Below are 22,305 nucleotides of genomic sequence, written 5' to 3' on the forward strand. Positions count from 1 at the left end.
TAGAGTTATGAGATCGGAAACCAAGTATGAGTTAATACATAACTTGGTTAGATTAGTCTTACTTTGCTGTGTGTTATAATTGGGGAATAAAGATGATAGGGGTGTTTCGATGAACAATGAATTGAATAATAATGATAAAAATCAAGAGCCTGTGCCACTCAAGAAACCTGTTTCCGCTGTGGCGAACTTGATTGCGCTGTTCAGAACGGTAGCTACGCCTGTTGATACCAGCAAAGCCGTTAATGACCTTATCGACTTGAACAAAACCCAAATGGTTTTACCGGTTATTTTGTTGATAAATGGTGAGATTAATATACATCGCGTTTCAGATGAGTTGTTGTTTGCTACCACCGACGGCCCTTCAATCTTTGGCTTGCAAGGATCGGCTTTCAGATTTGACATTTACCGTTTCAGTGCGACACAAGGCAGCGAAATTTATGTATTGACCCGTGATCAGGCCATCGATCTCGTGGCGGAACAAGGTGCGATCCGTGACCTGCTAGAGTACCAGACCTATTTCAATGATTATCAGTCAGAACGCAGTAACTTATTGATAAATAAAACAGCCTATGAAATTGTTCGTGCGTTGTTAATAGAGCTTTATAAAGTCCCTAAGGAAAAACGTTTAAAAATAAGCGTAGCGAACTACATTCTTGAACGCAGCAACCTGGCGCGCAGTGGTGTTATGAAAATTCTGGCCGACTTGCGTAGCGGCGAATACATTGTCATCCAAAACGGTAAATTAATTAGCCTGCAGAGAAAACTCCCAAACGTGTATTAACACCTGTGTATTTTCGTCCTCCAGATCCCACAAAACAACACGCCAATGCGCATTGCCGGTCATTTTGATATTGCGTATCGGGCAGATCCCGCGATAATTAAGCAAACCCTTATCAACAGCGGCGTTCAGTGATGGAAATTCGCATATACCGGCAAGATGATTTTGAAGAAGTCCTGACCTTATGGGAGCGTTGCGATTTGTTGCGCCCGTGGAATGATCCGGAAATGGATATCGAGCGTAAACAGAACCACAGTCCTGAGCTGTTTCTGGTGGCAGAAGTCGGCGGGGAAGTCGTCGGTTCGGTGATGGGCGGCTATGACGGGCATCGCGGTTCTGCTTACTACCTTGGCGTACACCCGGATTATCGCGGACGGGGTATCGCCAATGCGCTCATTAACCGGCTCGAAAAGAAGCTAATTGCCCGCGGTTGCCCGAAAATCAATCTGATGGTGCGGGCGGAAAATGACGCTGTCGTCAGCATGTATGAGAAACTCGATTACGAAACGCAGGACGCGCTGACGCTCGGTAAGCGATTGATAGAAGATCAGGAATACTGACTCTTCAGAAAGCCCCAACCATGATAAAAAGCCCCAATGACAACATTGGGGCTTTTGACTTTTTCAGCTCGTGCGGGCTGCGGGTTACTTGATGAGACTGACTGATTTCACATCAACTTCCACCGAGTTCCAGTCTTTATCCACTTTACCTTCAATACGGATCTTGTCTTTTGGCGATACGTTCTGGCCCTGCCAACGTTTACCGTCAATTTCGACATTCAGGGTGCCCGTGTTATCGCGGAAAATATATTTATCGTGATCAACACGCTGATCGATGAACCCTTCAAGCATCACCCACTGATCGTCTTTCATGGTTTGGGCATCTTTAACGGTACTCAGCGCCGTCGTTCCGGTGAATCCGCCTTGGGCCGCGGCGGGAGCCGGTGACTCTTGAGCTGATGGGCCGCTAAAACCGCCATTCTGTTGGGCAAAGGCTGGAACGGCGCAAAGTGCGATGAGGGTTGCCAGAGTGATCTTCTTCATCATAATAGTTCGTCCTTAATTAAGTGCGTCTGGTTTACCCTCCATCCTTCAAGCTGTCTCAGTATTGGCTGTCTTTATTCACCCCAGTCACTTACTGGTGTAAGCTCCCGGAGGTTCATTCAGTTGCCGCCTTGATGTCACGAGAATGACGTCGGGTATAGGTTTGCAATGCTAACGCATTTCGAAAGCATTGCTGCGTTGAGGAGCATTAAAACAGACTGTTCTTAACGGTTTCTTAAGACTGCCTGGTTAGTTTAGTGCTTAACATTAAATCGAAGGATATTTTCTGAGGCTATGAACCCGGACGATTACAACCGCCACGGCATGCTGCGTTTGCCACTGTGGTTTTGGACCATTCTCATTTTACAGGCGCGCACCTGGTTGCTGTTTGTGATGGCGGGAGCTTCCCGTCAGCAGGGGACCGATCTACTCAAACTATTTTACCCGGACACGCACAGCTTTTGGCACGGCATCATTCTGGGATTGCCGCCTGCACTGATCTTTCTACTCTGCGGCCGTCGTCATCTCTGGCCACGTACCTGGCAGGGCGGTTACTGGCTGCTGCTGGCCGGGATGTTCGTGACCTTTGCCCTGCAGGGTTTAAGTTTATGGCAAAGCAGCGATATGCCGTCACTGATTGATCTGGTGCTGGCGTTACTTGATGCTGTTGCGCTGGCTTACTGGTTACTCAGTCGTCGTTTACGCGCCTGTTTTGATACCGAACAGCGCCTGGCAGAAAGCTAATTCATATCGGACGCTGAACTTTTACGGCGTATCTGGACTCGAACTGCCGCTGACCCATGAGCCAAATCTGTTGTAAAACATGAACAGATGCTTTGCGGCAGACTGACATGGACATTAAAGGAGTGAAACGAATGACGATCCGCCCACTATTGTTGGCTTTGCCGTTACTGCTTACCGGCTGTTCAACGATGTCAAATATGTCCTGGCCTAGCGTGCATTGGTCAAGTATGAATCCGATGAACTGGTTTGGCAGCAGCGTAAAAGTGACCGACAAAGGCGTAGGCGATATCACGGCCAGCACTCCGTTGACAGAAGACGGCGTGAAAGAAGCACTGAATGGCGATTACCGTCTACGTAACGGCATGTCGATGAATGATGGCAAAATGCTGACATTCTACCAGGCGATGGACGACAAAGAGGTCAAAATGACCATTAGCGGCGAGCCGAAAGGCCATGTGCAGCGCGTTGATGTCATGGACAGCAAAGTCGAAAGCGACTGGGGTGTGAAAATCGGCACGCCGTTCAGCGACCTCTACACCAAAGCTTTTGATGTCTGCCAGAAAGGTAAAGGCGACGACGCACAGAATGTAGAATGTAAGGCACCGCAAAGTCAGCATGTTACCTACGTGTTCAGCGGTATTTGGCACGGTCCTGAAGAGTTGATGCCTTCAGATGATGCCCTGAAAGAGTGGAAGGTCAGTAAAATCATCTGGCGAGCTAACCCGGTGCAGTGATCCTGATGTATTAAGGTCAAAATTGGACTGATGAAAATCCTCAATGCCTTGCGTACGCGCAAGGCATTTTTATTGACTTCAGTTATGATAGAACCCTCAAAAATATGAGGAATAAAACATGAATCAGGTTCAGAGCGGCATTCTGCTTGAGCATTGCCGTTTCGGCATTTTCATCGAGGCCAAAGTTCAGGGTGAACTGGATGACCTGCGGCAGGGCTGCCGACTGTTTGCCGCTGCATTAAGCGAAATTCAGCAGAAATTCCCGCAGGAAAATCTTGGTGCGGTGGTGGCTTTTGGTCACGATGTTTGGCGCGACTTATCCGGCGGGCAGGGTGCCACTGAACTCAAGCCTTTCGCGCCGCTGGGCAAAGGGCTGGCGCCAGCCACGCAACGCGACGTGCTGCTGCATATTCAATCCCTGCGCCATGACGTTAATTTCGCTGTCGCCCAGGCCGCGCTGGACGCTTTCGGCACCTCAATTATCGTTGAAGAAGAGACCCACGGTTTCCGCGGTATTGAAGAGCGTGATTTGAGCGGTTTTGTGGATGGCACAGAAAACCCCAAAGCGGAAGCGCGGGCTCAGGTGGCGATTATTCCTGAAGGCGAACACGATGCTGGTGGCAGTTATGTGATGGTGCAGCGCTGGAAGCACAATCTGACGCAGTGGAACCGTTTTTCTGTGCAGCAACAGGAAGAGGTGATTGGCCGCACCAAACTGACTGATGAAGAGCTGGACCCCGAAACGCGCCCTGACACCTCGCATGTCAGCCGTGTGGACTTGAAAGAGGAGGGTAAAGGCCTGAAAATTCTGCGTCAAAGCCTGCCCTATGGTACGGCCAGCGGTGAACACGGGCTGTATTTTATTTCGTATTGCGCCCGTTTGTGGAACATTGAGAAACAGCTGCTGAGCATGTTTGGTGATCTGGATGGTCAACGTGACGCTATGTTGCGCTTCACCCGTCCGGTCACCGGCAGCTACTATTTTGCACCGTCTTTGACCCAACTGCTGGCACTTTAGTCATCCTGCTTTAGCTTCTCAGCGCGTCCGTTTCCGGGCGCGCTGCCAAATTCCCCTTCGCTTCTCCCCGTTGTTGTTAATGCCTTATAGCTTTTCATGCTTGAAAATCACCAAACGGTATATAAAACCGTTACAGCCTGACCGTCAGTTATAAATACACTGTGTGATATTGATTGGCTGAACCTTGCCATGTCGGATCTCCTTCACTTAAGGCTGAGCATGAAAACTGTCTGGATAAACAACGGATTACTGAAAGGTTCTCTTGCCGCCTTAGTACTGGCGAGCGGTGCCGCGTCAGCAACCGAATTACTTAACAGCTCTTATGACGTGTCGCGTGAGCTTTTTGCTGCGCTCAATCCGCCGTTCCAGAAGCAGTGGGCAGAGCAGAATGGAGGTGACAAGCTGGAGATCAAACAGTCCCACGCCGGTTCTTCCAAACAGGCGTTGGCTATTTTGCAGGGCCTGAAAGCTGACGTAGTGACCTACAACCAGGTGACCGATGTGCAGATCCTGCACGATCGCGGCAATCTTATTCCGGCCAACTGGCAGAGCCGCTTGCCGAACAACAGTTCCCCTTTCTATTCGACCATGGCGTTTTTGGTGCGCAAAGGTAATCCGAAGAATATTCATAGCTGGGATGATCTGACCCGTTCCGACGTCAAACTGGTGTTCCCGAACCCGAAAACATCCGGCAATGGCCGTTATACCTATCTTGGTGCCTGGGGGGCGTTTAACCAGGGAGATAACAATAATCAGGACAAAACCAGGGCGAAAATGGCCAGTCTGCTGAAAAATGTTGAAGTTTTCGACACCGGCGGCCGTGGTGCGACCACCACATTTGTGGAGCGTGGTCTGGGTGACGTGCTGATCAGTTTTGAATCTGAAGTGAACAACATCCGTAAACAGTATGGTGATGACAAGTATGAAGTGATCGTCCCGGCGGTGGATATTTTGGCGGAATTCCCGGTGGCCTGGGTCGATAAAAACGTCGAGAAAAATGGCACCGAGAAAGCGGCCAAAGATTACCTGAATTATTTGTGGAGCCCGCAGGCCCAGCAAATCATCACCAGCTTTAATTACCGCGTGTATGACAAAAACGCGATGGCGGCAGCGAAAGGGCAGTTCCCTGATACCAAGCTGTTTAAAGTCGAAGATCAATTTGGTCGCTGGCCGCAAGTGATGAAAACCCATTTCGATACCGGCGGTGAGTTGGATAAATTGTTAGAGCAGGGTCACAAGTAATGTTGTTGACGAGCAAACGCGTACTTCCCGGATTCACCCTGAGCCTCGGCAGCAGCCTGCTGTTTGTCTGCCTGGTTCTGTTGCTGCCGCTCAGTGCGCTGGTGATGCAGTTGTCGCAAATGACCCTGGCCGAATATTGGGCGGTGATCACCAATGATCAGGTGATTGCGGCTTACAAAGTGACGCTGCTTTCTGCGGGCGTCGCCAGTATTTTTAACTGTTTCTTCGGCATGTTGATGGCGTGGATCCTCACCCGTTATGAGTTTCCGGGCAAAAGCCTGCTCGATGGCTTAATGGATCTCCCTTTTGCGCTGCCAACGGCGGTAGCCGGTCTGACGTTGGCCGGTCTGTTCTCGGTTAATGGCTTTTACGGTCAGTGGCTGGCGCACTTTGATATTAAAGTTTCCTACACCTGGCTGGGTATTGCGGTGGCGATGGCCTTCACCAGTATTCCTTTCGTGGTGCGTACGGTTCAGCCGGTACTGGAAGAGCTGGGGCCGGAATATGAAGAAGCCGCTGAAACCCTCGGTGCGTCGCGCTGGCAGAGTTTTCGCCGCGTGGTGTTACCGGAAGTGATGCCTTCGCTCATGGCGGGAACCGCACTCTCCTTCACCCGCAGCCTGGGAGAATTTGGTGCGGTGATATTTATCGCCGGTAATATCGCCTGGAAAACTGAAGTGACGTCGCTGATGATTTTCATCCGCCTGCAGGAATTTGATTACCCGGCCGCCAGTGCGATTGCGTCGGTGATTCTGGGGGCGTCACTGCTGTTACTGTTTGCGATTAATACCTTACAAAGCCGCTATGGGCGTCGTCTTGGAGGTCACTGATGTCTGATATTCCGGCTTTTGCAGGCGCAACGCGTCAGCGCATCGACTGGGTGAAATGGTTATTAATCGGCACCGGCATGGTGATCTGCCTGCTGTTGCTGGTGGTACCGATGATCAGCATCTTTGTACTGGCGCTGTCTGATGGTCTTGCGGCGGTGTGGAAGAACCTGTCTGACTCCGACATGTTGCATTCGATCTGGCTGACCGTATTGATGGCGCTCATCACTGTGCCGGTTAACCTGATTTTCGGCACGCTGCTGGCCTGGCTGGTTGCGCGCTTTGATTTCCCTGGCCGCCAGCTGCTGCTGACACTGATCGACATTCCGTTTGCGGTGTCGCCGGTGGTGGCAGGCCTGTTGTATCTGTTGTTCTACGGCACCAACGGTCCGTTAGGCGGTTGGCTGGATGCTCACAATATTCAGTTCATGTTCGCGTGGCCGGGTATGGTGATGGTGACAGTCTTCGTCACCTGTCCGTTTGTTATCCGTGAGCTGGTGCCGGTGATGTTGAGTCAGGGCAGCCATGAGGATGAAGCGGCAGTCTTGCTCGGTGCCTCCGGCTGGCAGATGTTCCGCCGCGTTACGCTGCCAAATATCCGCTGGGCATTATTGTACGGCGTGGTGCTGACCAATGCCCGCGCCATCGGTGAGTTTGGCGCTGTGTCAGTTGTGTCCGGCGCGATTCGTGGCGAAACCTACACGCTGCCGCTGCAAGTTGAATTATTGCATCAGGATTACAACACCGCTGGCGCGTTTACTGCCGCCGCGCTGTTAACCCTGATGGCCATCGTTACACTGTTTCTGAAAAGCGGCCTGCAATGGCGTCTGAAGCGCCACAATGACCGTCTTGAGCGGGAGGAAAGCAATGAGCATTGAAATTAACGGTATCAACAAGTATTTCGGCCGCACCAAGGTGCTGAACGATATCTCGCTCGACATTCCTTCCGGCCAGATGGTGGCATTGCTCGGGCCGTCCGGTTCGGGCAAAACCACGCTGCTGCGTATTATCGCCGGTCTTGAAAATCAGAACGCCGGGCAGTTGAGCTTTCATGGTAAAGACGTCACACGGGTACACGCCCGTGACCGTCAGGTCGGTTTTGTCTTCCAGCATTATGCGCTGTTCCGCCATATGACGGTGTTCGACAACATCGCTTTCGGGCTGACCGTGTTGCCGCGCCGTGAGCGTCCGAACGCCGAAGCGATCAAACAAAAAGTCACCAAGCTGCTGGAAATGGTGCAACTGGCGCATCTCGCCAATCGTTTTCCTGCGCAGCTTTCCGGCGGGCAAAAACAGCGTGTCGCACTTGCGCGTGCGCTGGCCGTGGAACCCCAAATTCTGCTCCTGGATGAACCTTTTGGTGCGCTGGATGCTCAGGTGCGTAAAGAGTTGCGCCGCTGGCTGCGCCAGTTGCATGAAGAGTTGAAATTTACCAGTGTGTTCGTGACGCACGATCAGGAAGAGGCGATGGAAGTCGCTGACCGTGTGGTGGTCATGAGCCAGGGCAATATTGAGCAGGTCGGTACACCGCAGGAAATCTGGCGTGACCCGGCAACCCGCTTTGTGCTGGAATTTATGGGCGAAGTGAATAAAATCGGCGGCGAAATTCGTGGTTCCCAGCTTTATGTTGGCGTGCATCACTGGCCGCTGGAGAACCCGCCGTTGCATCAGGGGCCGGTGGACTTGTTCCTGCGCCCGTGGGAAATGGAGATCACAGCTCAAAGCAATGCCCGTTGTCCACTGCCGGTCAGAGTGCTGGAGGTCAGCCCGCGTGGTCACTTCTGGCAGTTGATCGTGCAGGCTGAAGGCTGGCATGACGAACCGCTGTCGGTGGTGCTGTCGGATAACAATGGCCAGTCAACGCCTGTTCGCGGCGACCGTTTTTACGTCGGTGGCCTTAACGGGCGCATGTACTCGGGTGATGATCAGCTGCAACCCGTTGCATTGGCGAAAAGTGCCTGATACTTTTTAGCCAAGGCAGGGTTTTAACTGATACAGTTTTAGCGAATAGTTTTAACTCATGAAGAGAAAGGGCGGTCCACGAACTGCCCTTTTTATCGTCTGATACTCATTTATTCAAATTTGATTGGTGTTTATAACCAACAGCAATAAGGCAATTACAGTGAGCACGCTCGAACATTACATCGGTAATACACCCTTGGTGAAATTACAGCGCCTGTCGAAAGATCTGGGCAGCGAAATTTGGGTCAAACTGGAAGGGAATAACCCGGCAGGTTCGGTCAAGGATCGTGCCGCACTGTTTATGATTGAACAGGCTGAAAAGCGCGGCGAGATTCAACCGGGTGACACGCTGATCGAAGCGACCAGCGGCAATACCGGTATTGCACTGGCGATGATTGCAGCCCTGAAAGGTTACAAGCTCAAATTACTGATGCCAGAAAATATGAGTCTGGAGCGGCAGGCGTCGATGCGGGCTTACGGGGCCGAACTGTTGTTGGTTAGCCGTGCGCAGGGGATGGAAGGGGCACGTGATCTGGCGCTGGCGATGGAAAAACAGGGCCAGGGTAAAGTGCTCGATCAGTTCAATAACCCGGACAATCCGCTGGCGCATTTTGTGACGACCGGCCCTGAAATCTGGCAGCAGACCGCGGGGCGTGTCACCCACTTTGTCTCCAGCATGGGGACGACTGGCACGATCACGGGCGTTAGCCGTTATCTGCGCACGCAAAATTCCTCCGTTAGAATTATCGGCCTGCAACCCTCTGAAGGCAGCAGCATTCCGGGGATCCGCCGCTGGCCACAAGAATACCTGCCGGGGATTTTCAAACCTGAACTGGTCGATGAGGTGATCGATATGGGTCAGAGCGAAGCCGAAGAAACCATGCGTGCACTGGCGCGTGAAGAGGGGATCTTCTGCGGTGTCAGTTCCGGCGGTGCCGTCGCGGGTGCGATGCGCGTCGCGCGTGATAATCCAGGCAGTGTTATCGTCGCTATTATTTGTGACCGGGGTGATCGCTATCTCTCTACCGGTGTTTTTGACGTCTGAAGCCCGGCTGTCAGCTATTATCTATTGGCAGAGTGTAAAATTAGAGTAAAAGCGGCTGCATGCAACGAGGTTAGGGGTAAAAATGACCAGAATTCAGTTAGGCGGAAATAGATGATGAAAATTTTGTTAGTCGATGACGATCTCGAATTGGGTACCATGCTCAGCGAATACCTGATAGCCGAAGGTTTTAACGCTTCGCTGGTTCTGACCGGTAAAGCCGGTGTGAGCGGGGCGATGTCCGGCGAGTATTCCGCAATGATCCTCGACATTATGTTGCCTGACATGAGTGGTATTGATGTGCTGCGCCAGGTGCGTAAAAACAGTCGTCTGCCGATCATTATGCTTACCGCCAAAGGCGACAATATTGACCGCGTGATTGGCCTGGAAATGGGCGCGGATGATTACATGCCGAAGCCTTGTTACCCGCGTGAGCTGGTGGCGCGGTTGCGTGCCGTGTTGCGTCGTGTCGAAGAGCAGCAGGAGGCCCCGTCTGACTCCTCCACGATCAATTACGGCGACCTGACGCTCAACCCGGCGACCCGCAGCAGTGAATGGCGCGGCGGGCTGTTTGATCTGACGGCGTCAGAATTCAATCTGTTGGAGTTGTTGCTGCGTGCGCCTGAGCGTGTGGTGTCAAAAGATGAATTGTCGGAAAAGGGATTGGGCCGTCCGCGCGAAGCCTATGACCGCAGTATCGATGTACACATTAGTAATATCCGCCAAAAACTGGCGTCGCTGGAAGGCGGCGATATCCTGACTATTGAAACGGTAAGAAGTATTGGCTATCGCATCAGGTAAACGCCTTCGCGCAAGGCTATTCTGGAAAATCCTGTTCGGATTCTGGTTCACGTTCATCGCCATCACTCAGGTTCTCTGGGTGGTTTTTACTTTTTATAATCACCATGAGCCGCCGGAAAGCGGTATCGCCCGGCGTTTTGTCAAACTGCAAATTACCTCTGCGGCTTCAACGCTGCGTTCCGGCGGCTTGCCTGCGCTTGATGCCATGATGTCGGACTGGCCGGAGTCGGACCGGCAGTACTTTACCGTAACAACCTCCATGGTGCCTGCCGAAGGGGAGACGCTGCAAGCTCTCGAACCGGGTAAAATCCCAAAAGAGATTGTCGAGTTCGTTCAAGGGCCGAAAGGGCAGGGTTATCGTCTGCGCTATAACGTCGAAGGCCTGATGAGCGAATACCGACCGAAGCGGCGGGAACATATGCTTAATATCCCGACACCATTGCTGTGGATTGGTGGTTTAGGCGGGTTGTTATTCAGCGCCGTATTGGCCTGGAATCTGACACGCCCACTGTTGCAGATACGCAGGGCATTTGGCCGGGTGGCGCAGGGCGATTTATCCGTGCGGCTGTATGACAGCATGGGCAAGCGGCATGATGAGCTGTCTGATGTGGCCCGTGACTTCGACTCCATGGCAGAACGCCTGCAGGTGCTGGTGAAAGCCCGTGAGGAGCTGCTACACGATGTCTCGCATGAGTTACGCTCACCTCTGGCCCGGTTACAGCTGGCAATAGGCTTAGCGCGTCAGAACCCGCTTAATGTCGAAACGTCCCTACAGCGCATTGAACATGAGGCTGGCCGTCTCGATAAAATGATCGGTGAACTGCTGGCCTTGTCGCGTACCGAAAACAGCAATATGCCGGACGAAGAGTATTTCGACCTCTATGGGCTGGTCGAAGCAGTGGTCAATGACGCCAGATACGAAGCGCAGTTGCCTTGCGTGGAGATTGCCATGAAAGCCGACGCAGGAGGTCAGAGTGATTACACGGTTAAGGGGAACGCTGAACTGATGCGGCGTGCTATTGATAATGTGGTGCGCAATGCGCTGCGTTTCTCAGCGCGTGGCCAGACGGTGACCGTCTCTTTAACCCAGACTGAGCAGTGGCTAAATATTGACGTCGAGGATCAGGGGCCGGGTGTTGAGGAAGATAAACTGTCGAGCATTTTTGACCCTTTCGTGCGGGTAAAATCTCCACTCTCAGGTAAAGGCTACGGTCTTGGGTTAGCTATCACTCGCAAAGTGATGGTGGCACATGAAGGTAAGGTCGATGCGCGTAACGCCACGCCGCATGGTTTAGTGATAAGCCTGCAAGTACCACATTGGAAGATGTAGTGTGTTCAGACATAGATTTATTTAAAAGACGTCTCCCGAAATTCAGGCAATAAAAAACGGCGCATTGAGCGCCGTTTTTTTTGTCATAACAGCCGAAAAGTGGCTGCCATCACATCGCTTACTTTCTGATACGAATGATCGGGGTTTCGCCGACAGTTACGCTACCAGTCAGTTTAATCAGCTCTTTGATCTCATCCATGTTAGAGATGACAACCGGAGTCAGGGTAGACTTCGCTTTCTCTTCCAGCAGGGCCAGATCAAATTCGATAATCAAATCGCCTTTCTTCACGCGTTGACCTTCTTCAGCGATGCGTTTGAAGCCTTCGCCTTTCAGTTCAACGGTATCAATACCGAAGTGGACAAACAGCTCAATACCACTGTCAGATTCGATTGAGAAAGCATGGTTCGTTTCAAAGATTTTGCCGATAGTACCATCAACCGGTGCAACCATTTTATTGCCAGTTGGTTTGATAGCAATACCGTCACCGACGATTTTTTCAGCGAAAACAACGTCTGGCACATCTTCAATATTGACAATTTCACCAGAGATTGGCGCTACGATTTCAATAGTGCCTACGTCTTTTTTATCATCAGAAACGAATGATTTCAGTTTATCGAACAAACCCATGATCTTCTCCTAAGCATTAATTTGGGCAGCTTTACGGCATCGCGCAATTAGCAGAGTGTTTTTTCTTCAATGAACTTGTTAACCAGATTCATCAACTCTTGCGCCGTAGGTTGAGCCAGAGCTTCATCTGCCAGCGCTTTTACATCTTCGAAGTTTGTATTGCGAATAATTTTCTTGATGCGTGGGATAGAGATAGCACTCATGCTGAACTCATCTAAGCCCATGCCCAATAGAAGAAGTGTAGCACGTTCGTCACCGGCTAGCTCGCCGCACATCCCTGTCCATTTACCGGCAGCATGAGATGCGTCAATAACTTGCTTAATTAAACCAAGTACAGACGGAGACATTGGGTTGTAAAGATGAGAGATCAGCTCGTTACCGCGATCGACAGCCAAAGTATATTGGGTCAGATCGTTGGTACCAATACTGAAGAAATCGACCTCTTTTGCCAGATGGTGAGCAATCACTGCCGCAGCAGGGGTTTCAACCATCACGCCAACTTCGATGGTTTCATCAAAGGCTTTACCTTCTTCACGAAGTTGCGCTTTCAGCAGTTCAAGCTCTGATTTCAGTTCACGCACTTCCTCAACGGAGATGATCATCGGGAACATGATGCGCAGTTTGCCGAAGGAAGAAGCACGCAGAATGGCACGCAGCTGGTCGTGAAGAATTTCTTTACGGTCAAGACAGATACGGATTGCGCGCCAGCCCAGGAACGGGTTCTCTTCTTTTGGCAGATTCATATACGGCAGGTCTTTGTCACCGCCGATGTCCATGGTACGCACGATGACTGCCTGTGAGCCCATCGCTTCAGCAACCGCTTTGTAAGCCTGGAATTGCTCTTCTTCGGTAGGCAGACTGTCACGGTCCATGAACAGGAATTCTGTGCGATACAGGCCGACACCTTCAGCGCCATTGCGCTCTGCACCGGCGACGTCGCGCACGGTACCGATGTTGGCACAAACTTCAACCTGGTGACCATCCAGCGTGATGGCTGGCAAGTCTTTCAGTTTGGTCAGATCGTCTTTTTCAGAAATGTACTGATTCTGAACGGCTTTCAACTCGTCAATAATATCGGCAGTCGGGTTGACGTAGATTTTATTGTTAACGGCGTCGAGGATCAGATAGTCATCATTTTTGACTTGTTTGGTCACGTCACTGGTACCTACGATAGCAGGCAGTTCCAGTGAGCGGGCCATGATTGAGGTGTGAGAAGTGCGGCCACCTAAATCAGTGATGAAGCCGAGCACCTTGTTCAGGTTCAGCTGTGCCGTTTCTGAAGGGGTCAGATCGGTCGCCACCAGGATAACTTCATCCTGGATAGAACTCAGATCAACAATCGCCAGATTCAGAATATTGCGCAGAAGACGTTTACCGATGTCACGCACGTCAGCTGCGCGTTCTTTCAGGTATTCATCGTCCAGCTCTTCCAATGCTTTAGCTTGCCCTTCAATCACAGAATAGGCAGCCGCATCAGCGGTGGCGTGGTCGTCTTTGATGAGGGCTATGATTTCCTGCTCAAGCTCTTCGTCTTCCAACAACATGATGTGGCCTTCGAAGATGGCTTCTTTCTCTTCACCGAAGGTTTCGCCTGCTTTGGTTTTGATCGTCTCTAACTGTGCAGAAGCTTTCGCACGGCCTGACAGGAAACGTTTTACTTCCTGATCAACTTCTTCAGGAGAGATTTTTTTCCGGTTGATGACAATCTCATCTTCTTTCAACAGAAGCGCTTTGCCGAAAGCGATACCGGGAGATACTAAAATGCCTGAAATCATAACCCTACCTTTCTCTTGACTGGTTTAAACTATAAAGACCGGGCTAGTTACTCGAGCTCTGCCATCAGTTTTACCAAGTGTTCAACGGCTTTCTGCTCGTCTTCACCTTCTGCAGAGAGGGTTACCACTGTGCCCTGAGTCAGGCCCAGAGTTTGCAGTTTGAAAAGACTTTTTGCGCTGGCGCTTTTACCGTTTGAAGTCACGGTGATATCAGAAGTGAAACCTTTAGCTTCTTTCACGAACTGTGCAGCAGGGCGAGTGTGCAGACCATTAGGTGCAGTGATAGTAACTTCTTGCTGGAACATTGTTGTTTCCCCAACTTATTAAAAGTAATGTTGTGGAGCTAAAGTCTAGCTTAGTCGCCTGATTTTAGCCTGTAAGATTCGCGCCTGACTATGGTTCAGGGGCACGCTCTGATGCAATAGGAAAGGCAAAAAAACGCACATTGCGACAAAAATTTTGTCTGGTGCGGGAGCGTTTCCAGTCAGCTTCCCATTATGCCGTGTTTTGCCATGTTGTAACAAATCGGTAAATCGATTCAGCGGCAGAACATTCGGGAAACCGATTAATTTCACGCATCGAAATAATTGAGGGGTTAAATACTAAACCTGGCGGCTAAAATCAATAACAGAGTGGTATAAAGTTTGATGTAGCCCACAAAAAAGCACCCTTACGGATGCTTTTTTGACCAATTATTCAGATTTTGTGGAAATGTGGCATTATTGTTGCAATTCTTTTTCTGTAAACAAATCTGCAAACAATGCGGTGCTCAGGTAGCGTTCGCCGGAGGAAGGCAGGATAACGACGATATTTTTATCGGCAAATTCCGGTTCTTCGGAAAGTTTGACTGCGGCAGCTACCGCTGCACCTGAAGAAATGCCCGCCAGAATGCCTTCTTCTTCCATCAGACGCCGTGCCATGCTGAAGGATTCTTCGTTAGTAATGAGTGACACACGATCAATCAGCGTCAGATCCAGGTTGCCGGGGATGAAGCCTGCACCGATGCCCTGAATCTTGTGCGGGCCGGGTTTCACTTCTTCGCCATTGAGCGTTTGGGTGATCACCGGCGAATCTGTAGGTTCGACGGCAACCAGCGTGATGCTGCTTTTTTTGCCTTTAAGGTAACGCCCCACACCCGTGATGGTGCCGCCAGTGCCGACACCGGCAATAAACACGTCCACTTCGCCGTCGGTATCTTCCCAGATTTCAGGGCCGGTGGTTTGTTCATGGATAGCTGGGTTCGCCGGGTTGCTGAACTGCTGAAGGATCAAATAACGCTGCGGATCGCTGGCCTGAATTTCTTCTGCCTTCGCAATAGCGCCTTTCATGCCTTTGGCCCCTTCGGTCAGCACCAAATTAGCCCCCAGCGCCTTGAGCAATTTACGGCGCTCGACGCTCATGGTTTCAGGCATGGTGAGGGTTAATTTATAGCCACGAGCTGCCGCCACATAAGCCAGAGCAATCCCGGTGTTACCACTGGTTGGCTCAACCAACTCTTTGTCTTTGGTCAGGATACCGCTTTTCTCAGCTTCCCAAATCATGTTCGCACCGATACGGCACTTAACGCTGAAGCTCGGGTTACGGGATTCGACCTTAGCCAGAATACGACCATTGCCAATACGGTTCAGACGAACCAGCGGCGTGTGGCCGATTGTTAATGAATTGTCTTCGTAGATCTTGCTCATAACCCGTCCTTTGACTGTAGGCCTTTGACTGTAGGAAAGTTCGCGGTGTCACTGGTTTCGCTTTATGCACTCTTAACACGATGAAATCAGTGAGGATCACAAAAGCATACGCGATCGGTTTTTCCAGTGAAGTAAGGAATTGATATATTATATGTTATTAAGAAATATGTTTTAGACGCAAGGTCACACAGGTGACAAAAACCACCCGGATTGGGTGGCTGGCAGGGTAATGTGGTTATGACCGGCGGGAATTGGAAATGTCCCTGTCATCGACCACGTGCAGCGCACGGTAGCGGTCAACCCACATTGCTGTCGCGCCACAGACGGCGACCGGTAGGATCACCAGATTGAGCACCGGCACCATGGTGAACAGACTGACCAGCGCGCCAAATTGTAAATTATCCACTTTATAACGCCCCAGTGAACGGCGCATGTCGAGGAAACTGACTTTGTGGTTATCGAACGGGTAGTCACAATACTGAATCGACAGCATCCAGGCGCTGAATAGGAACCACATTACTGGCGCGATGGTCTGCCCGATGCCGGGTATGAAGTACAACACCAGCAGCACGATAGCGCGGGGCAGGTAGTAGGCCAGTTTTTGCCATTCCCGTTTCATGATACGGGGCAGGTCCTTCATGATGTCCAAAATGCCGGTGTCAGGCAGGGCTTTACCCGTTAGCTTCGCTTCCAACTGCTCGGCGAGCAGGCCGCTGAAGGGGGCTGCAATCACGTTGGCAATCGTGCTGAATAAATAACTGAACACCAGCAAGACCGAGAGCACGGCAATAGGCCAAAGCAGATAATCCAGCCAACTCAGCCATGCCGGAATTTTGCTCATCATCGCTGGGATCCACTCACCCAGTTTCGCAAACAACCACCAGAATGCGCCACCCATTAAGATTATATTGACCAGCAACGGCAAAACGACGAAGCGACGGATACCGGGCAGGGAGATTAGGGACCAGCCGCGGCTGAAATAGTGCACACCATTGACCTGATGGGCGCTTTGCGAAGATGCCATAAACGAAATTTTCTCTCTGAGTTGAAGGACGTGGGCTATCATATCGGTATGATTTAATACTGGCTAGCGGACTATTGGCTGAAAAAACAGCAAAAGAGGTGCAACACTCATGTTTATTAGCAGAAAGTAGAGTCCAGACTTGCACTTATCAACTCAGGCAAATAGAGTTAGAAATGTGAACGTTTGCCGTATTGGCAATGGATTAGAACAACCTAGAGATAGCAATGATGCAGGATTTGCGTCTGATATTAATCGTTGTTGGCGCGATCGCCATAATAGCGTTGTTGTTGCACGGTTTGTGGACCAGCCGTAAAGAACGCTCTTCGCTGTTTCGCGATCGTCCAGCTAAACGTGTTAAAAAAGAACGAGAGCAATCCCCAGCCGACGATTTCGTTGACGGGGTGGGTGAAGTGCGCGTGCGTCCCGTCTATCCGCAGGACGAACCTTCACTCGGCCAGTATGACGAAACCGAGCAAGTGGCTCCGGTTCGCACTCAGCCGCCGCGTCCGCAACAGGCACCGCCTGTACAGCAGGCACCTGCACCTCGTCAGTCTGTGCAGCAGCCTGCTCCTGCACAGGATGATCCTTTGCTTAGTGGCTATTCCGCTGCTGACCCTGAGGGTGCCCCGCGCCGTGAGCCTGCGGTCGATGTTTCTCCTCAGCATCATGATGAGAAACGCAATCCGCCGGTTCCGCCTGCTGAAATTCATGCTGATGCAGCCCCTGCTGCCAAAGCCGAGCCATATCATGACGCCCCTTTTGCACCGGCTGAAGAACAGCCTGTCGCTAAAGCGAAACTGAAAGAAACCGTTCTGGTGCTACACGTTGCTGCACATCAGGGCGGGGTGATTGGGGGTGAAGTTCTGCTTAATAGCGTGCTGCAGTCCGGTTTCCAGTTTGGTGCCATGAACATTTTCCATCGTCATGTCAGTCCGGCGGGAAGCGGTCCGGTTCTGTTTAGTTTGGCGAACATGGTTAAGCCAGGTTCTTTCGACCCTGAGAACATGTCTGACTTCTCAACGCCGGGTATTACGCTGTTTATGATGGTGCCTTGCTATGGCGACGCGCATCAGAACTTCAAACTGTTGTTACAATCAGCACAGCGTATTGCTGACGATGTGGGTGGGATGGTGCTTGATGATGAGCGCCGGATGATCACGCCACAAAAACTGGAAACCTATAAAGCGCGGATCCGCGAGGTTCTCGACGCCACTGCCTGACCAGGCAAAACGCGTATCCCGTTGTTCTCTCCTTCCAATGACCCCCGCTAGCCGGGGGTTTTTTATCTTCATGGTGAGTCATGGCCACAATCGAAAATCAAATCAATCAATTGCGCACCCAGCTGCGCCATCATGAATACCAGTATCATGTATTGGATACCCCCGAAGTCCCCGACGCTGAATATGACCGGCTGATGCGCGAACTGCGTGAGCTGGAAACCGCATACCCTGAACTTATCACCGCCGACTCACCGACTCAGCGCGTCGGCGCTGCGCCGATTTCTGCTTTCGAACAGGTAAAACATCAGGTACCCATGCTGTCGCTGGATAACGTTTTCGACGACGAAAGCTATCTGGCATTTTACAAGCGTGTGCAGGATCGTCTGAAAACCACCGAGCCGCTGACGTTTTGCTGTGAACTGAAACTCGACGGGTTGGCCGTCAGCCTGCTGTATGAAAACGGTGAGCTGGTTCAGGCCGCCACCCGCGGTGATGGCACGACGGGTGAGAATATTACCGCTAATGTGCGCACCATTCGCGCCATCCCTTTACGGTTGCATGGTGACAATATCCCGGCGCGGCTTGAAGTGCGTGGCGAAGTTTTCATGCCGCAGCCAGGTTTCGAAGCGCTGAATGAAGAAGCGCGTCGCACCGGCGGAAAAGTGTTTGCCAACCCGAGAAACGCGGCGGCAGGATCACTGCGCCAGCTTGACCCGCGCATTACCGCCAAGCGTCCGCTGACCTTCTTCTGCTACGGTGTGGGCGTGTTGGAAGGCGGGGATCTGCCGCGCAGCCATATCGCCCGTTTGCACCAGTTTAAAGCGTGGGGATTACCGGTCAGTGACCGCGTTCGGCTGTGTACCGGCAGCGACGAGGTGTTGGCGTTCTACCGTCAGGTTGAAGCCGATCGCGCCACGCTGGGGTTCGACATTGATGGTGTGGTGGTAAAAATTGATTCGCTGGATATCCAGGAAACCTTAGGTTTTGTTGCCCGCGCACCGCGCTGGGCAACGGCGTTTAAATTCCCGGCGCAGGAACAAATCACACGGGTAAAAGACGTCGAGTTCCAGGTGGGGCGCACAGGCGCTATCACGCCGGTGGCGCGGCTTGAACCGGTGCTGGTCGCCGGTGTGATGGTCAGCAATGCGACGCTGCACAACGCCGATGAAATCGAGCGTCTCGGCCTGCGTATCGGCGATACAGTGATTGTCCGCCGCGCCGGTGATGTGATCCCGCAAGTGGTTGGCGTGGTGCTGGCAGAGCGCCCTGAAAATGCCCGCGAAGTGCTGTTCCCGACGCACTGCCCGGTGTGTAATTCTGACGTCGAACGCGTGGAAGGCGAAGCGGTAGCCCGCTGCACCGGTGGCCTGATTTGCGGTGCGCAGCGCAAAGAAGCGCTCAAACATTTCGTCTCCCGTCGCGCGCTGGACGTGGACGGCATGGGCGATAAAATTATCGACCAGCTGGTGGAAAAAGAGTACGTCAAAAATCCGGCGGACCTGTTCCGCCTGACCGCCGGCAAACTCACCGGACTGGATCGTATGGGGCCTAAATCTGCACAGAATGTCGTTTCAGCGTTGGAAAAAGCCAAGCAAACCACGCTGGCCCGCTTCCTCTATGCGCTCGGGATCCGTGAAGTGGGGGAAGCCACGGCAGCCAATCTGGCCGCGCATTACGGATCGATTGACGCGTTGCGCGCAGCCGATGTTGAGTCATTGAAATCCGTACCTGAGGTGGGTGACGTGGTCGCCAAACACGTGGTGAACTTCTTGTCCGAAGCGCATAACCAACAGGTGATTGATGAGCTGCTTAGCCCGGAGATCAACATTCACTGGCCTGAGGTTCAGGTGATCGTTCCTGAAGAAATCGACAGTCCATTCGCCGGTAAAACCGTGGTACTGACCGGCTCACTGACGGTGCTGTCCCGTGACGAAGCCAAAGATCGTCTGACGGCGCTGGGAGCGAAAGTGTCTGGCAGTGTATCGAAAAAGACCGATCTGGTGATCGCCGGTGAAGCGGCCGGCTCTAAGCTGGTTAAGGCTCAGGAGCTGGGGATTGAAGTGATTGATGAAGCGGAAATGATCCGTCTGCTGGGTGAGTAAATACCATGGAAAAAGAAGATCTGATTGAGATCGCCAATATGAAAATGCCGTTCGGCAAATATGCCGGGCGGGTGTTGATTGATTTGCCCGAAGAGTATCTGCTGTGGTTCGCCCGTAAAGACGAATTCCCACAAGGAAAATTAGGCGAACTGATGCAACTGACGTTGGCGATTAAAAGCGAAGGCTTACAAAGCCTGATTAACCCGCTGCGGCGCAGTGGTCCTGGGCTTTCAGGCACTGACGAGTGACTTGTCCTGAATGGTAGAGAAAAGGCGCTGATTTCAGCGCCTTTTCTCTGTCTGCCATTTGCCGGAAATCAGTTGGCCTTCGCCTGTGCCCGATTTTGCAGCTCAGCGGCTTTCGCCTCCTGCTTACTCTTATAACGTTTTGCCAGCACCGCACAGGTCATTAGCTGCACCTGATGGAAAATCATCAGTGGCAGAACCATCATGCCGATGGCGCTGACCGGGAACAGAATGTTGGCCATCGGGATACCGTTGGCCAGGCTCTTTTTGGAACCGCAGAACACAATGGTGATCTCATCGGGCTTGCTGAACCCCATCCAGCGGGCCATATACGTATTGATCACCAGAATAAACGTCAGCAGCACCAGGCTGAAGGCCAGGATAAACAGTAGCGAACCCAACCCTACCTGATGCCATATCCCCTGCGTCACGGCTTCGCTGAACGCTGAATAGACCACCAGTAAAATTGATGTCTGATCGGTCTTGCCGATCATCTTACGGTGGCGCTCAACAAAGCCACCAATCAGCGGACGAAGCAGATGCCCGGCCACAAACGGTACCAGCAACTGCAACAGGATATGCCAGATTTGCTGCAGGCTGTCACCGGTAGAACCCTGTACATGCATCAGCAGGCCGACCAGCAACGGCGAGACAAAAATGCCCAGCAGGCTCGATGCTGACGCGCTACACACCGCCGCTGCGACGTTACCGCCAGCCAGTGAGGTAAAGGCAATCGCCGACTGCACGGTGGCTGGCAAAATGCACAGGTAAACAAATCCGCTGTAAATTTGCGGGCTGACGTCTACCGGGTGCCACCACTGGAACAGCAATCCCAGCGCTGGGAACAGGATAAAGGTGCTGAACATCACCCATAAATGCAGCCGCCAGTTGTTACTGCCGGCGAAAATCGCTTCCCGCGACAGCTTGGCACCGTGCATGAAAAACAGCAGGCCAATAGCGATAATGGTCAGGTTATTGAAGAAGGCGACGAAGACGCCGCTGGCGGGGAAGAATGTCGCTAACAGCACGGTGGCAATCAGCGTCAGGGTAAAACGGTCGGGCATAAATCGCATAGGAGTTCTCAGCAAAGGTAAGGATCGACGTAAACCAATGCAGCTATTCTGGACGGTTGGTATAGAATTAAAAAATTGATTTATTTAATGCATTGATGAAATTTATTCATGAATTATTCCCTCAAACAACTTCGCGTCTTTGTGACTGTGGCCCGCTATCAGAGTTTTAGCCGGGCAGGGGACGCCATCGGGCTGAGCCAGTCGGCCATCAGTCACAGCATGAAGGAGCTGGAGAGCGAGATGGGCGTGCGGTTACTTGACCGCACCACGCGCGAAGTCGTCCTCACGGATGCCGGGCAGCGCCTGGCTAACCGCGTGGAACCGCTACTCGATGAGCTGCACGCTATGCTTCTCGACACGCGAAGTTTCGGTACTCAGCACAATGGCCGCGTGCGTATCGCTTCCAGCCAAACCATTTCCGCCCAGTTGATGCCGCAGTGTATCGCCAGTGGAGAGCAGGAATATCCTGAAATCCGCATCTTGCTGCGCGATCAGGCTCAGCGGTTGGTGCTCAACAGTGTGCGTAATGGCGAAGTGGATTTTGGCATTGTGATTGACCCTGGCGTCAGTGCTGACCTGGCGTGCGAGACCATTTTGCATGAGCCTTTTCTGCTGTTGTGCCGTGAAGAGCATGCCTTCGCCAGACAGGCATCGGTGAACTGGATCCAGCTAAGCGGCTGCCCGTTAGTACTACAGGATTATGCTTCAGGCAGCCGGATGCTGATCGACAACGCGTTGGCGCAGCAGGGGGTGGCGGCAGAGATTGTGCAGGAAATCGGTCATCCGGCCACGTTGTTTCCGATGGTGGAGGCGGGGATTGGTATTAGTGTTATCCCGGCGCTGGCACTGCCTTTACCACAAGGCAGTAAGCTGGTGGTGAGACGTCTCACGCCTGAAATCAACCGCGCGCTGATGCTGGTACGGCGTAAAAACCGCTCACTGTCACCGGCGGCGCAGGCAATTTGGCAGGTCGTGAAACAACAGGCTACGTTTCTCACTGAAAAACGCAGCCTGTCAGGATTGCTTTAAAGC

The 22,305-nt window shown here is 52.1% G+C and carries 23 protein-coding genes; 16 read left to right on the forward strand and 7 right to left on the reverse strand.

The genetic code is table 11. The annotated features are described in order from the left end of the window. Positions 1-109: 109 nt before the first annotated feature. Together EAH77_RS06780 and EAH77_RS06785 are read left to right on the forward strand one after the other, a co-directional pair. Positions 110-781: a helix-turn-helix domain-containing protein gene (locus tag EAH77_RS06780; protein ID WP_140471046.1), complete on the forward strand. Its 672-nt coding sequence runs from the start codon at positions 110-112 to the stop codon at positions 779-781. Between the two features lie 131 nt (positions 782-912). Next, a complete protein-coding gene (locus EAH77_RS06785) occupies positions 913-1,338 on the forward strand; it encodes a GNAT family acetyltransferase (RefSeq protein ID WP_140471047.1) in 426 nt (141 codons plus the stop codon). Between the two features lie 84 nt (positions 1,339-1,422). On the opposite strand, the gene EAH77_RS06790 is transcribed toward EAH77_RS06785, so the two are convergent. Then, the gene (locus EAH77_RS06790; RefSeq protein ID WP_194150494.1) at positions 1,423-1,821 is read right to left on the reverse strand and encodes a YgiW/YdeI family stress tolerance OB fold protein; all 399 of its coding nucleotides are present in this window, start codon (positions 1,819-1,821) and stop codon (positions 1,423-1,425) included. A 294-nt stretch (positions 1,822-2,115) separates the two neighbouring features. Here EAH77_RS06790 and EAH77_RS06795 point away from each other — a divergent pair, with 294 nt between their 5' ends. From EAH77_RS06795 to EAH77_RS06840, 10 genes are all read left to right on the forward strand, one after another. Next, positions 2,116-2,565, forward strand: a complete 450-nt coding sequence (locus tag EAH77_RS06795; RefSeq protein WP_140471049.1) for a DUF2919 domain-containing protein — start codon at positions 2,116-2,118, stop codon at positions 2,563-2,565. 131 nt (positions 2,566-2,696) lie between these two features. Next, positions 2,697-3,299: an RpoE-regulated lipoprotein gene (locus EAH77_RS06800; RefSeq protein WP_140471050.1), complete on the forward strand. Its 603-nt coding sequence runs from the start codon at positions 2,697-2,699 to the stop codon at positions 3,297-3,299. Positions 3,300-3,417: 118 nt separating this feature from the next. Further along, positions 3,418-4,317 carry a Dyp-type peroxidase gene (locus EAH77_RS06805; protein ID WP_140471051.1) on the forward strand — a complete coding sequence of 300 codons (900 nt, stop codon included), beginning with the start codon at positions 3,418-3,420 and terminating at the stop codon, positions 4,315-4,317. Between the two features lie 219 nt (positions 4,318-4,536). Then, positions 4,537-5,559 carry a sulfate ABC transporter substrate-binding protein gene (locus tag EAH77_RS06810; protein ID WP_140471052.1) on the forward strand — a complete coding sequence of 341 codons (1,023 nt, stop codon included), beginning with the start codon at positions 4,537-4,539 and terminating at the stop codon, positions 5,557-5,559. Then, the gene (gene cysT, locus EAH77_RS06815; RefSeq protein ID WP_140471053.1) at positions 5,559-6,389 is read left to right on the forward strand and encodes a sulfate/thiosulfate ABC transporter permease CysT; all 831 of its coding nucleotides are present in this window, start codon (positions 5,559-5,561) and stop codon (positions 6,387-6,389) included. Before EAH77_RS06810 ends, cysT begins: the two co-directional genes overlap by 1 nt. Then, positions 6,389-7,264, forward strand: coding sequence for a sulfate/thiosulfate ABC transporter permease CysW (gene cysW / locus EAH77_RS06820; protein WP_140471054.1), 876 nt, complete (start codon positions 6,389-6,391; stop codon positions 7,262-7,264). The genes cysT and cysW overlap by 1 nt, the downstream gene beginning before the upstream one ends. Beyond that, a complete protein-coding gene (gene cysA, locus EAH77_RS06825) occupies positions 7,254-8,348 on the forward strand; it encodes a sulfate/thiosulfate ABC transporter ATP-binding protein CysA (protein ID WP_140471055.1) in 1,095 nt (364 codons plus the stop codon). Before cysW ends, cysA begins: the two co-directional genes overlap by 11 nt. Positions 8,349-8,508: 160 nt before the next feature. Continuing rightward, positions 8,509-9,393 carry a cysteine synthase CysM gene (gene cysM / locus EAH77_RS06830; protein WP_140471056.1) on the forward strand — a complete coding sequence of 295 codons (885 nt, stop codon included), beginning with the start codon at positions 8,509-8,511 and terminating at the stop codon, positions 9,391-9,393. Between the two features lie 114 nt (positions 9,394-9,507). Continuing rightward, on the forward strand, positions 9,508-10,191 hold the full coding sequence (locus EAH77_RS06835; RefSeq protein WP_140471473.1) for a response regulator transcription factor: 684 nt from the start codon (positions 9,508-9,510) through the stop codon (positions 10,189-10,191). Next, positions 10,172-11,521, forward strand: a complete 1,350-nt coding sequence (locus EAH77_RS06840; protein WP_140471057.1) for an ATP-binding protein — start codon at positions 10,172-10,174, stop codon at positions 11,519-11,521. The genes EAH77_RS06835 and EAH77_RS06840 overlap by 20 nt, the downstream gene beginning before the upstream one ends. Before the next feature lie 118 nt (positions 11,522-11,639). On the opposite strand, the gene crr is transcribed toward EAH77_RS06840, so the two are convergent. From crr to cysZ, 5 genes are all read right to left on the reverse strand, one after another. Further along, positions 11,640-12,149: a PTS glucose transporter subunit IIA gene (crr, locus tag EAH77_RS06845; RefSeq protein ID WP_140471058.1), complete on the reverse strand. Its 510-nt coding sequence runs from the start codon at positions 12,147-12,149 to the stop codon at positions 11,640-11,642. 47 nt (positions 12,150-12,196) lie between these two features. After that, entirely contained in the window at positions 12,197-13,924 is a 1,728-nt protein-coding gene (ptsI, locus tag EAH77_RS06850) for a phosphoenolpyruvate-protein phosphotransferase PtsI (protein ID WP_140471059.1), read from the reverse strand. 47 nt (positions 13,925-13,971) lie between these two features. Next, positions 13,972-14,229, reverse strand: a complete 258-nt coding sequence (gene ptsH, locus EAH77_RS06855; protein WP_003038086.1) for a phosphocarrier protein Hpr — start codon at positions 14,227-14,229, stop codon at positions 13,972-13,974. Between the two features lie 414 nt (positions 14,230-14,643). After that, complete coding sequence (cysK, locus tag EAH77_RS06860) at positions 14,644-15,609, reverse strand: cysteine synthase A (protein ID WP_140471060.1); 966 nt, start codon at positions 15,607-15,609, stop codon at positions 14,644-14,646. Between the two features lie 235 nt (positions 15,610-15,844). Beyond that, positions 15,845-16,633 (reverse strand): sulfate transporter CysZ, encoded by a 789-nt coding sequence (gene cysZ / locus EAH77_RS06865; RefSeq protein WP_140471061.1) that lies wholly within the window; start codon positions 16,631-16,633, stop codon positions 15,845-15,847. Positions 16,634-16,857: 224 nt separating this feature from the next. Between cysZ and zipA the strand changes: the two genes are divergently transcribed. The 3 genes from zipA (at position 16,858) to EAH77_RS06880 (ending at position 20,203) form a co-directional block, all read left to right on the forward strand. Then, positions 16,858-17,853, forward strand: a complete 996-nt coding sequence (zipA, locus tag EAH77_RS06870; protein ID WP_140471062.1) for a cell division protein ZipA — start codon at positions 16,858-16,860, stop codon at positions 17,851-17,853. Between the two features lie 80 nt (positions 17,854-17,933). Further along, on the forward strand, positions 17,934-19,955 hold the full coding sequence (gene ligA, locus EAH77_RS06875; RefSeq protein WP_140471063.1) for an NAD-dependent DNA ligase LigA: 2,022 nt from the start codon (positions 17,934-17,936) through the stop codon (positions 19,953-19,955). A gap of 5 nt (positions 19,956-19,960) precedes the next feature. Then, complete coding sequence (locus EAH77_RS06880; RefSeq protein WP_140471064.1) at positions 19,961-20,203, forward strand: DUF3820 family protein; 243 nt, start codon at positions 19,961-19,963, stop codon at positions 20,201-20,203. Positions 20,204-20,271: 68 nt separating this feature from the next. On the opposite strand, the gene EAH77_RS06885 is transcribed toward EAH77_RS06880, so the two are convergent. Continuing rightward, positions 20,272-21,273, reverse strand: a complete 1,002-nt coding sequence (locus EAH77_RS06885; protein ID WP_140471065.1) for a bile acid:sodium symporter family protein — start codon at positions 21,271-21,273, stop codon at positions 20,272-20,274. Positions 21,274-21,381: 108 nt separating this feature from the next. On the opposite strand from EAH77_RS06885, the gene EAH77_RS06890 reads away from it, so the two are divergent. Next, positions 21,382-22,302 (forward strand): LysR family transcriptional regulator, encoded by a 921-nt coding sequence (locus EAH77_RS06890; protein WP_140471066.1) that lies wholly within the window; start codon positions 21,382-21,384, stop codon positions 22,300-22,302. Positions 22,303-22,305 lie beyond the last annotated feature (3 nt).

It is taken from the genome of Ewingella americana, assembly GCF_006438725.1.
GTDB classification, from domain to species: domain Bacteria; phylum Pseudomonadota; class Gammaproteobacteria; order Enterobacterales; family Enterobacteriaceae; genus Ewingella; species Ewingella americana_A.

Excerpts from the sequence above, each read along its gene's own strand:
- EAH77_RS06780 (WP_140471046.1), top strand. The coding sequence starts at position 110 with ATGAACAATGAATTGAATAATAATGATAAAAATCAAGAGCCTGTGCCA.
- EAH77_RS06785 (WP_140471047.1), top strand. The coding sequence starts at position 913 with ATGGAAATTCGCATATACCGGCAAGATGATTTTGAAGAAGTCCTGACC.
- EAH77_RS06790 (WP_194150494.1), bottom strand. The coding sequence starts at position 1,821 with ATGAAGAAGATCACTCTGGCAACCCTCATCGCACTTTGCGCCGTTCCA.
- EAH77_RS06795 (WP_140471049.1), top strand. The coding sequence starts at position 2,116 with ATGAACCCGGACGATTACAACCGCCACGGCATGCTGCGTTTGCCACTG.
- EAH77_RS06800 (WP_140471050.1), top strand. The coding sequence starts at position 2,697 with ATGACGATCCGCCCACTATTGTTGGCTTTGCCGTTACTGCTTACCGGC.
- EAH77_RS06805 (WP_140471051.1), top strand. The coding sequence starts at position 3,418 with ATGAATCAGGTTCAGAGCGGCATTCTGCTTGAGCATTGCCGTTTCGGC.
- EAH77_RS06810 (WP_140471052.1), top strand. The coding sequence starts at position 4,537 with ATGAAAACTGTCTGGATAAACAACGGATTACTGAAAGGTTCTCTTGCC.
- cysT (WP_140471053.1), top strand. The coding sequence starts at position 5,559 with ATGTTGTTGACGAGCAAACGCGTACTTCCCGGATTCACCCTGAGCCTC.
- cysW (WP_140471054.1), top strand. The coding sequence starts at position 6,389 with ATGTCTGATATTCCGGCTTTTGCAGGCGCAACGCGTCAGCGCATCGAC.
- cysA (WP_140471055.1), top strand. The coding sequence starts at position 7,254 with ATGAGCATTGAAATTAACGGTATCAACAAGTATTTCGGCCGCACCAAG.
- EAH77_RS06835 (WP_140471473.1), top strand. The coding sequence starts at position 9,508 with ATGAAAATTTTGTTAGTCGATGACGATCTCGAATTGGGTACCATGCTC.
- crr (WP_140471058.1), bottom strand. The coding sequence starts at position 12,149 with ATGGGTTTGTTCGATAAACTGAAATCATTCGTTTCTGATGATAAAAAA.
- ptsI (WP_140471059.1), bottom strand. The coding sequence starts at position 13,924 with ATGATTTCAGGCATTTTAGTATCTCCCGGTATCGCTTTCGGCAAAGCG.
- ptsH (WP_003038086.1), bottom strand. The coding sequence starts at position 14,229 with ATGTTCCAGCAAGAAGTTACTATCACTGCACCTAATGGTCTGCACACT.
- cysK (WP_140471060.1), bottom strand. The coding sequence starts at position 15,609 with ATGAGCAAGATCTACGAAGACAATTCATTAACAATCGGCCACACGCCG.
- cysZ (WP_140471061.1), bottom strand. The coding sequence starts at position 16,633 with ATGGCATCTTCGCAAAGCGCCCATCAGGTCAATGGTGTGCACTATTTC.
- zipA (WP_140471062.1), top strand. The coding sequence starts at position 16,858 with ATGATGCAGGATTTGCGTCTGATATTAATCGTTGTTGGCGCGATCGCC.
- ligA (WP_140471063.1), top strand. The coding sequence starts at position 17,934 with ATGGCCACAATCGAAAATCAAATCAATCAATTGCGCACCCAGCTGCGC.
- EAH77_RS06880 (WP_140471064.1), top strand. The coding sequence starts at position 19,961 with ATGGAAAAAGAAGATCTGATTGAGATCGCCAATATGAAAATGCCGTTC.
- EAH77_RS06885 (WP_140471065.1), bottom strand. The coding sequence starts at position 21,273 with ATGCGATTTATGCCCGACCGTTTTACCCTGACGCTGATTGCCACCGTG.
- EAH77_RS06890 (WP_140471066.1), top strand. The coding sequence starts at position 21,382 with ATGAATTATTCCCTCAAACAACTTCGCGTCTTTGTGACTGTGGCCCGC.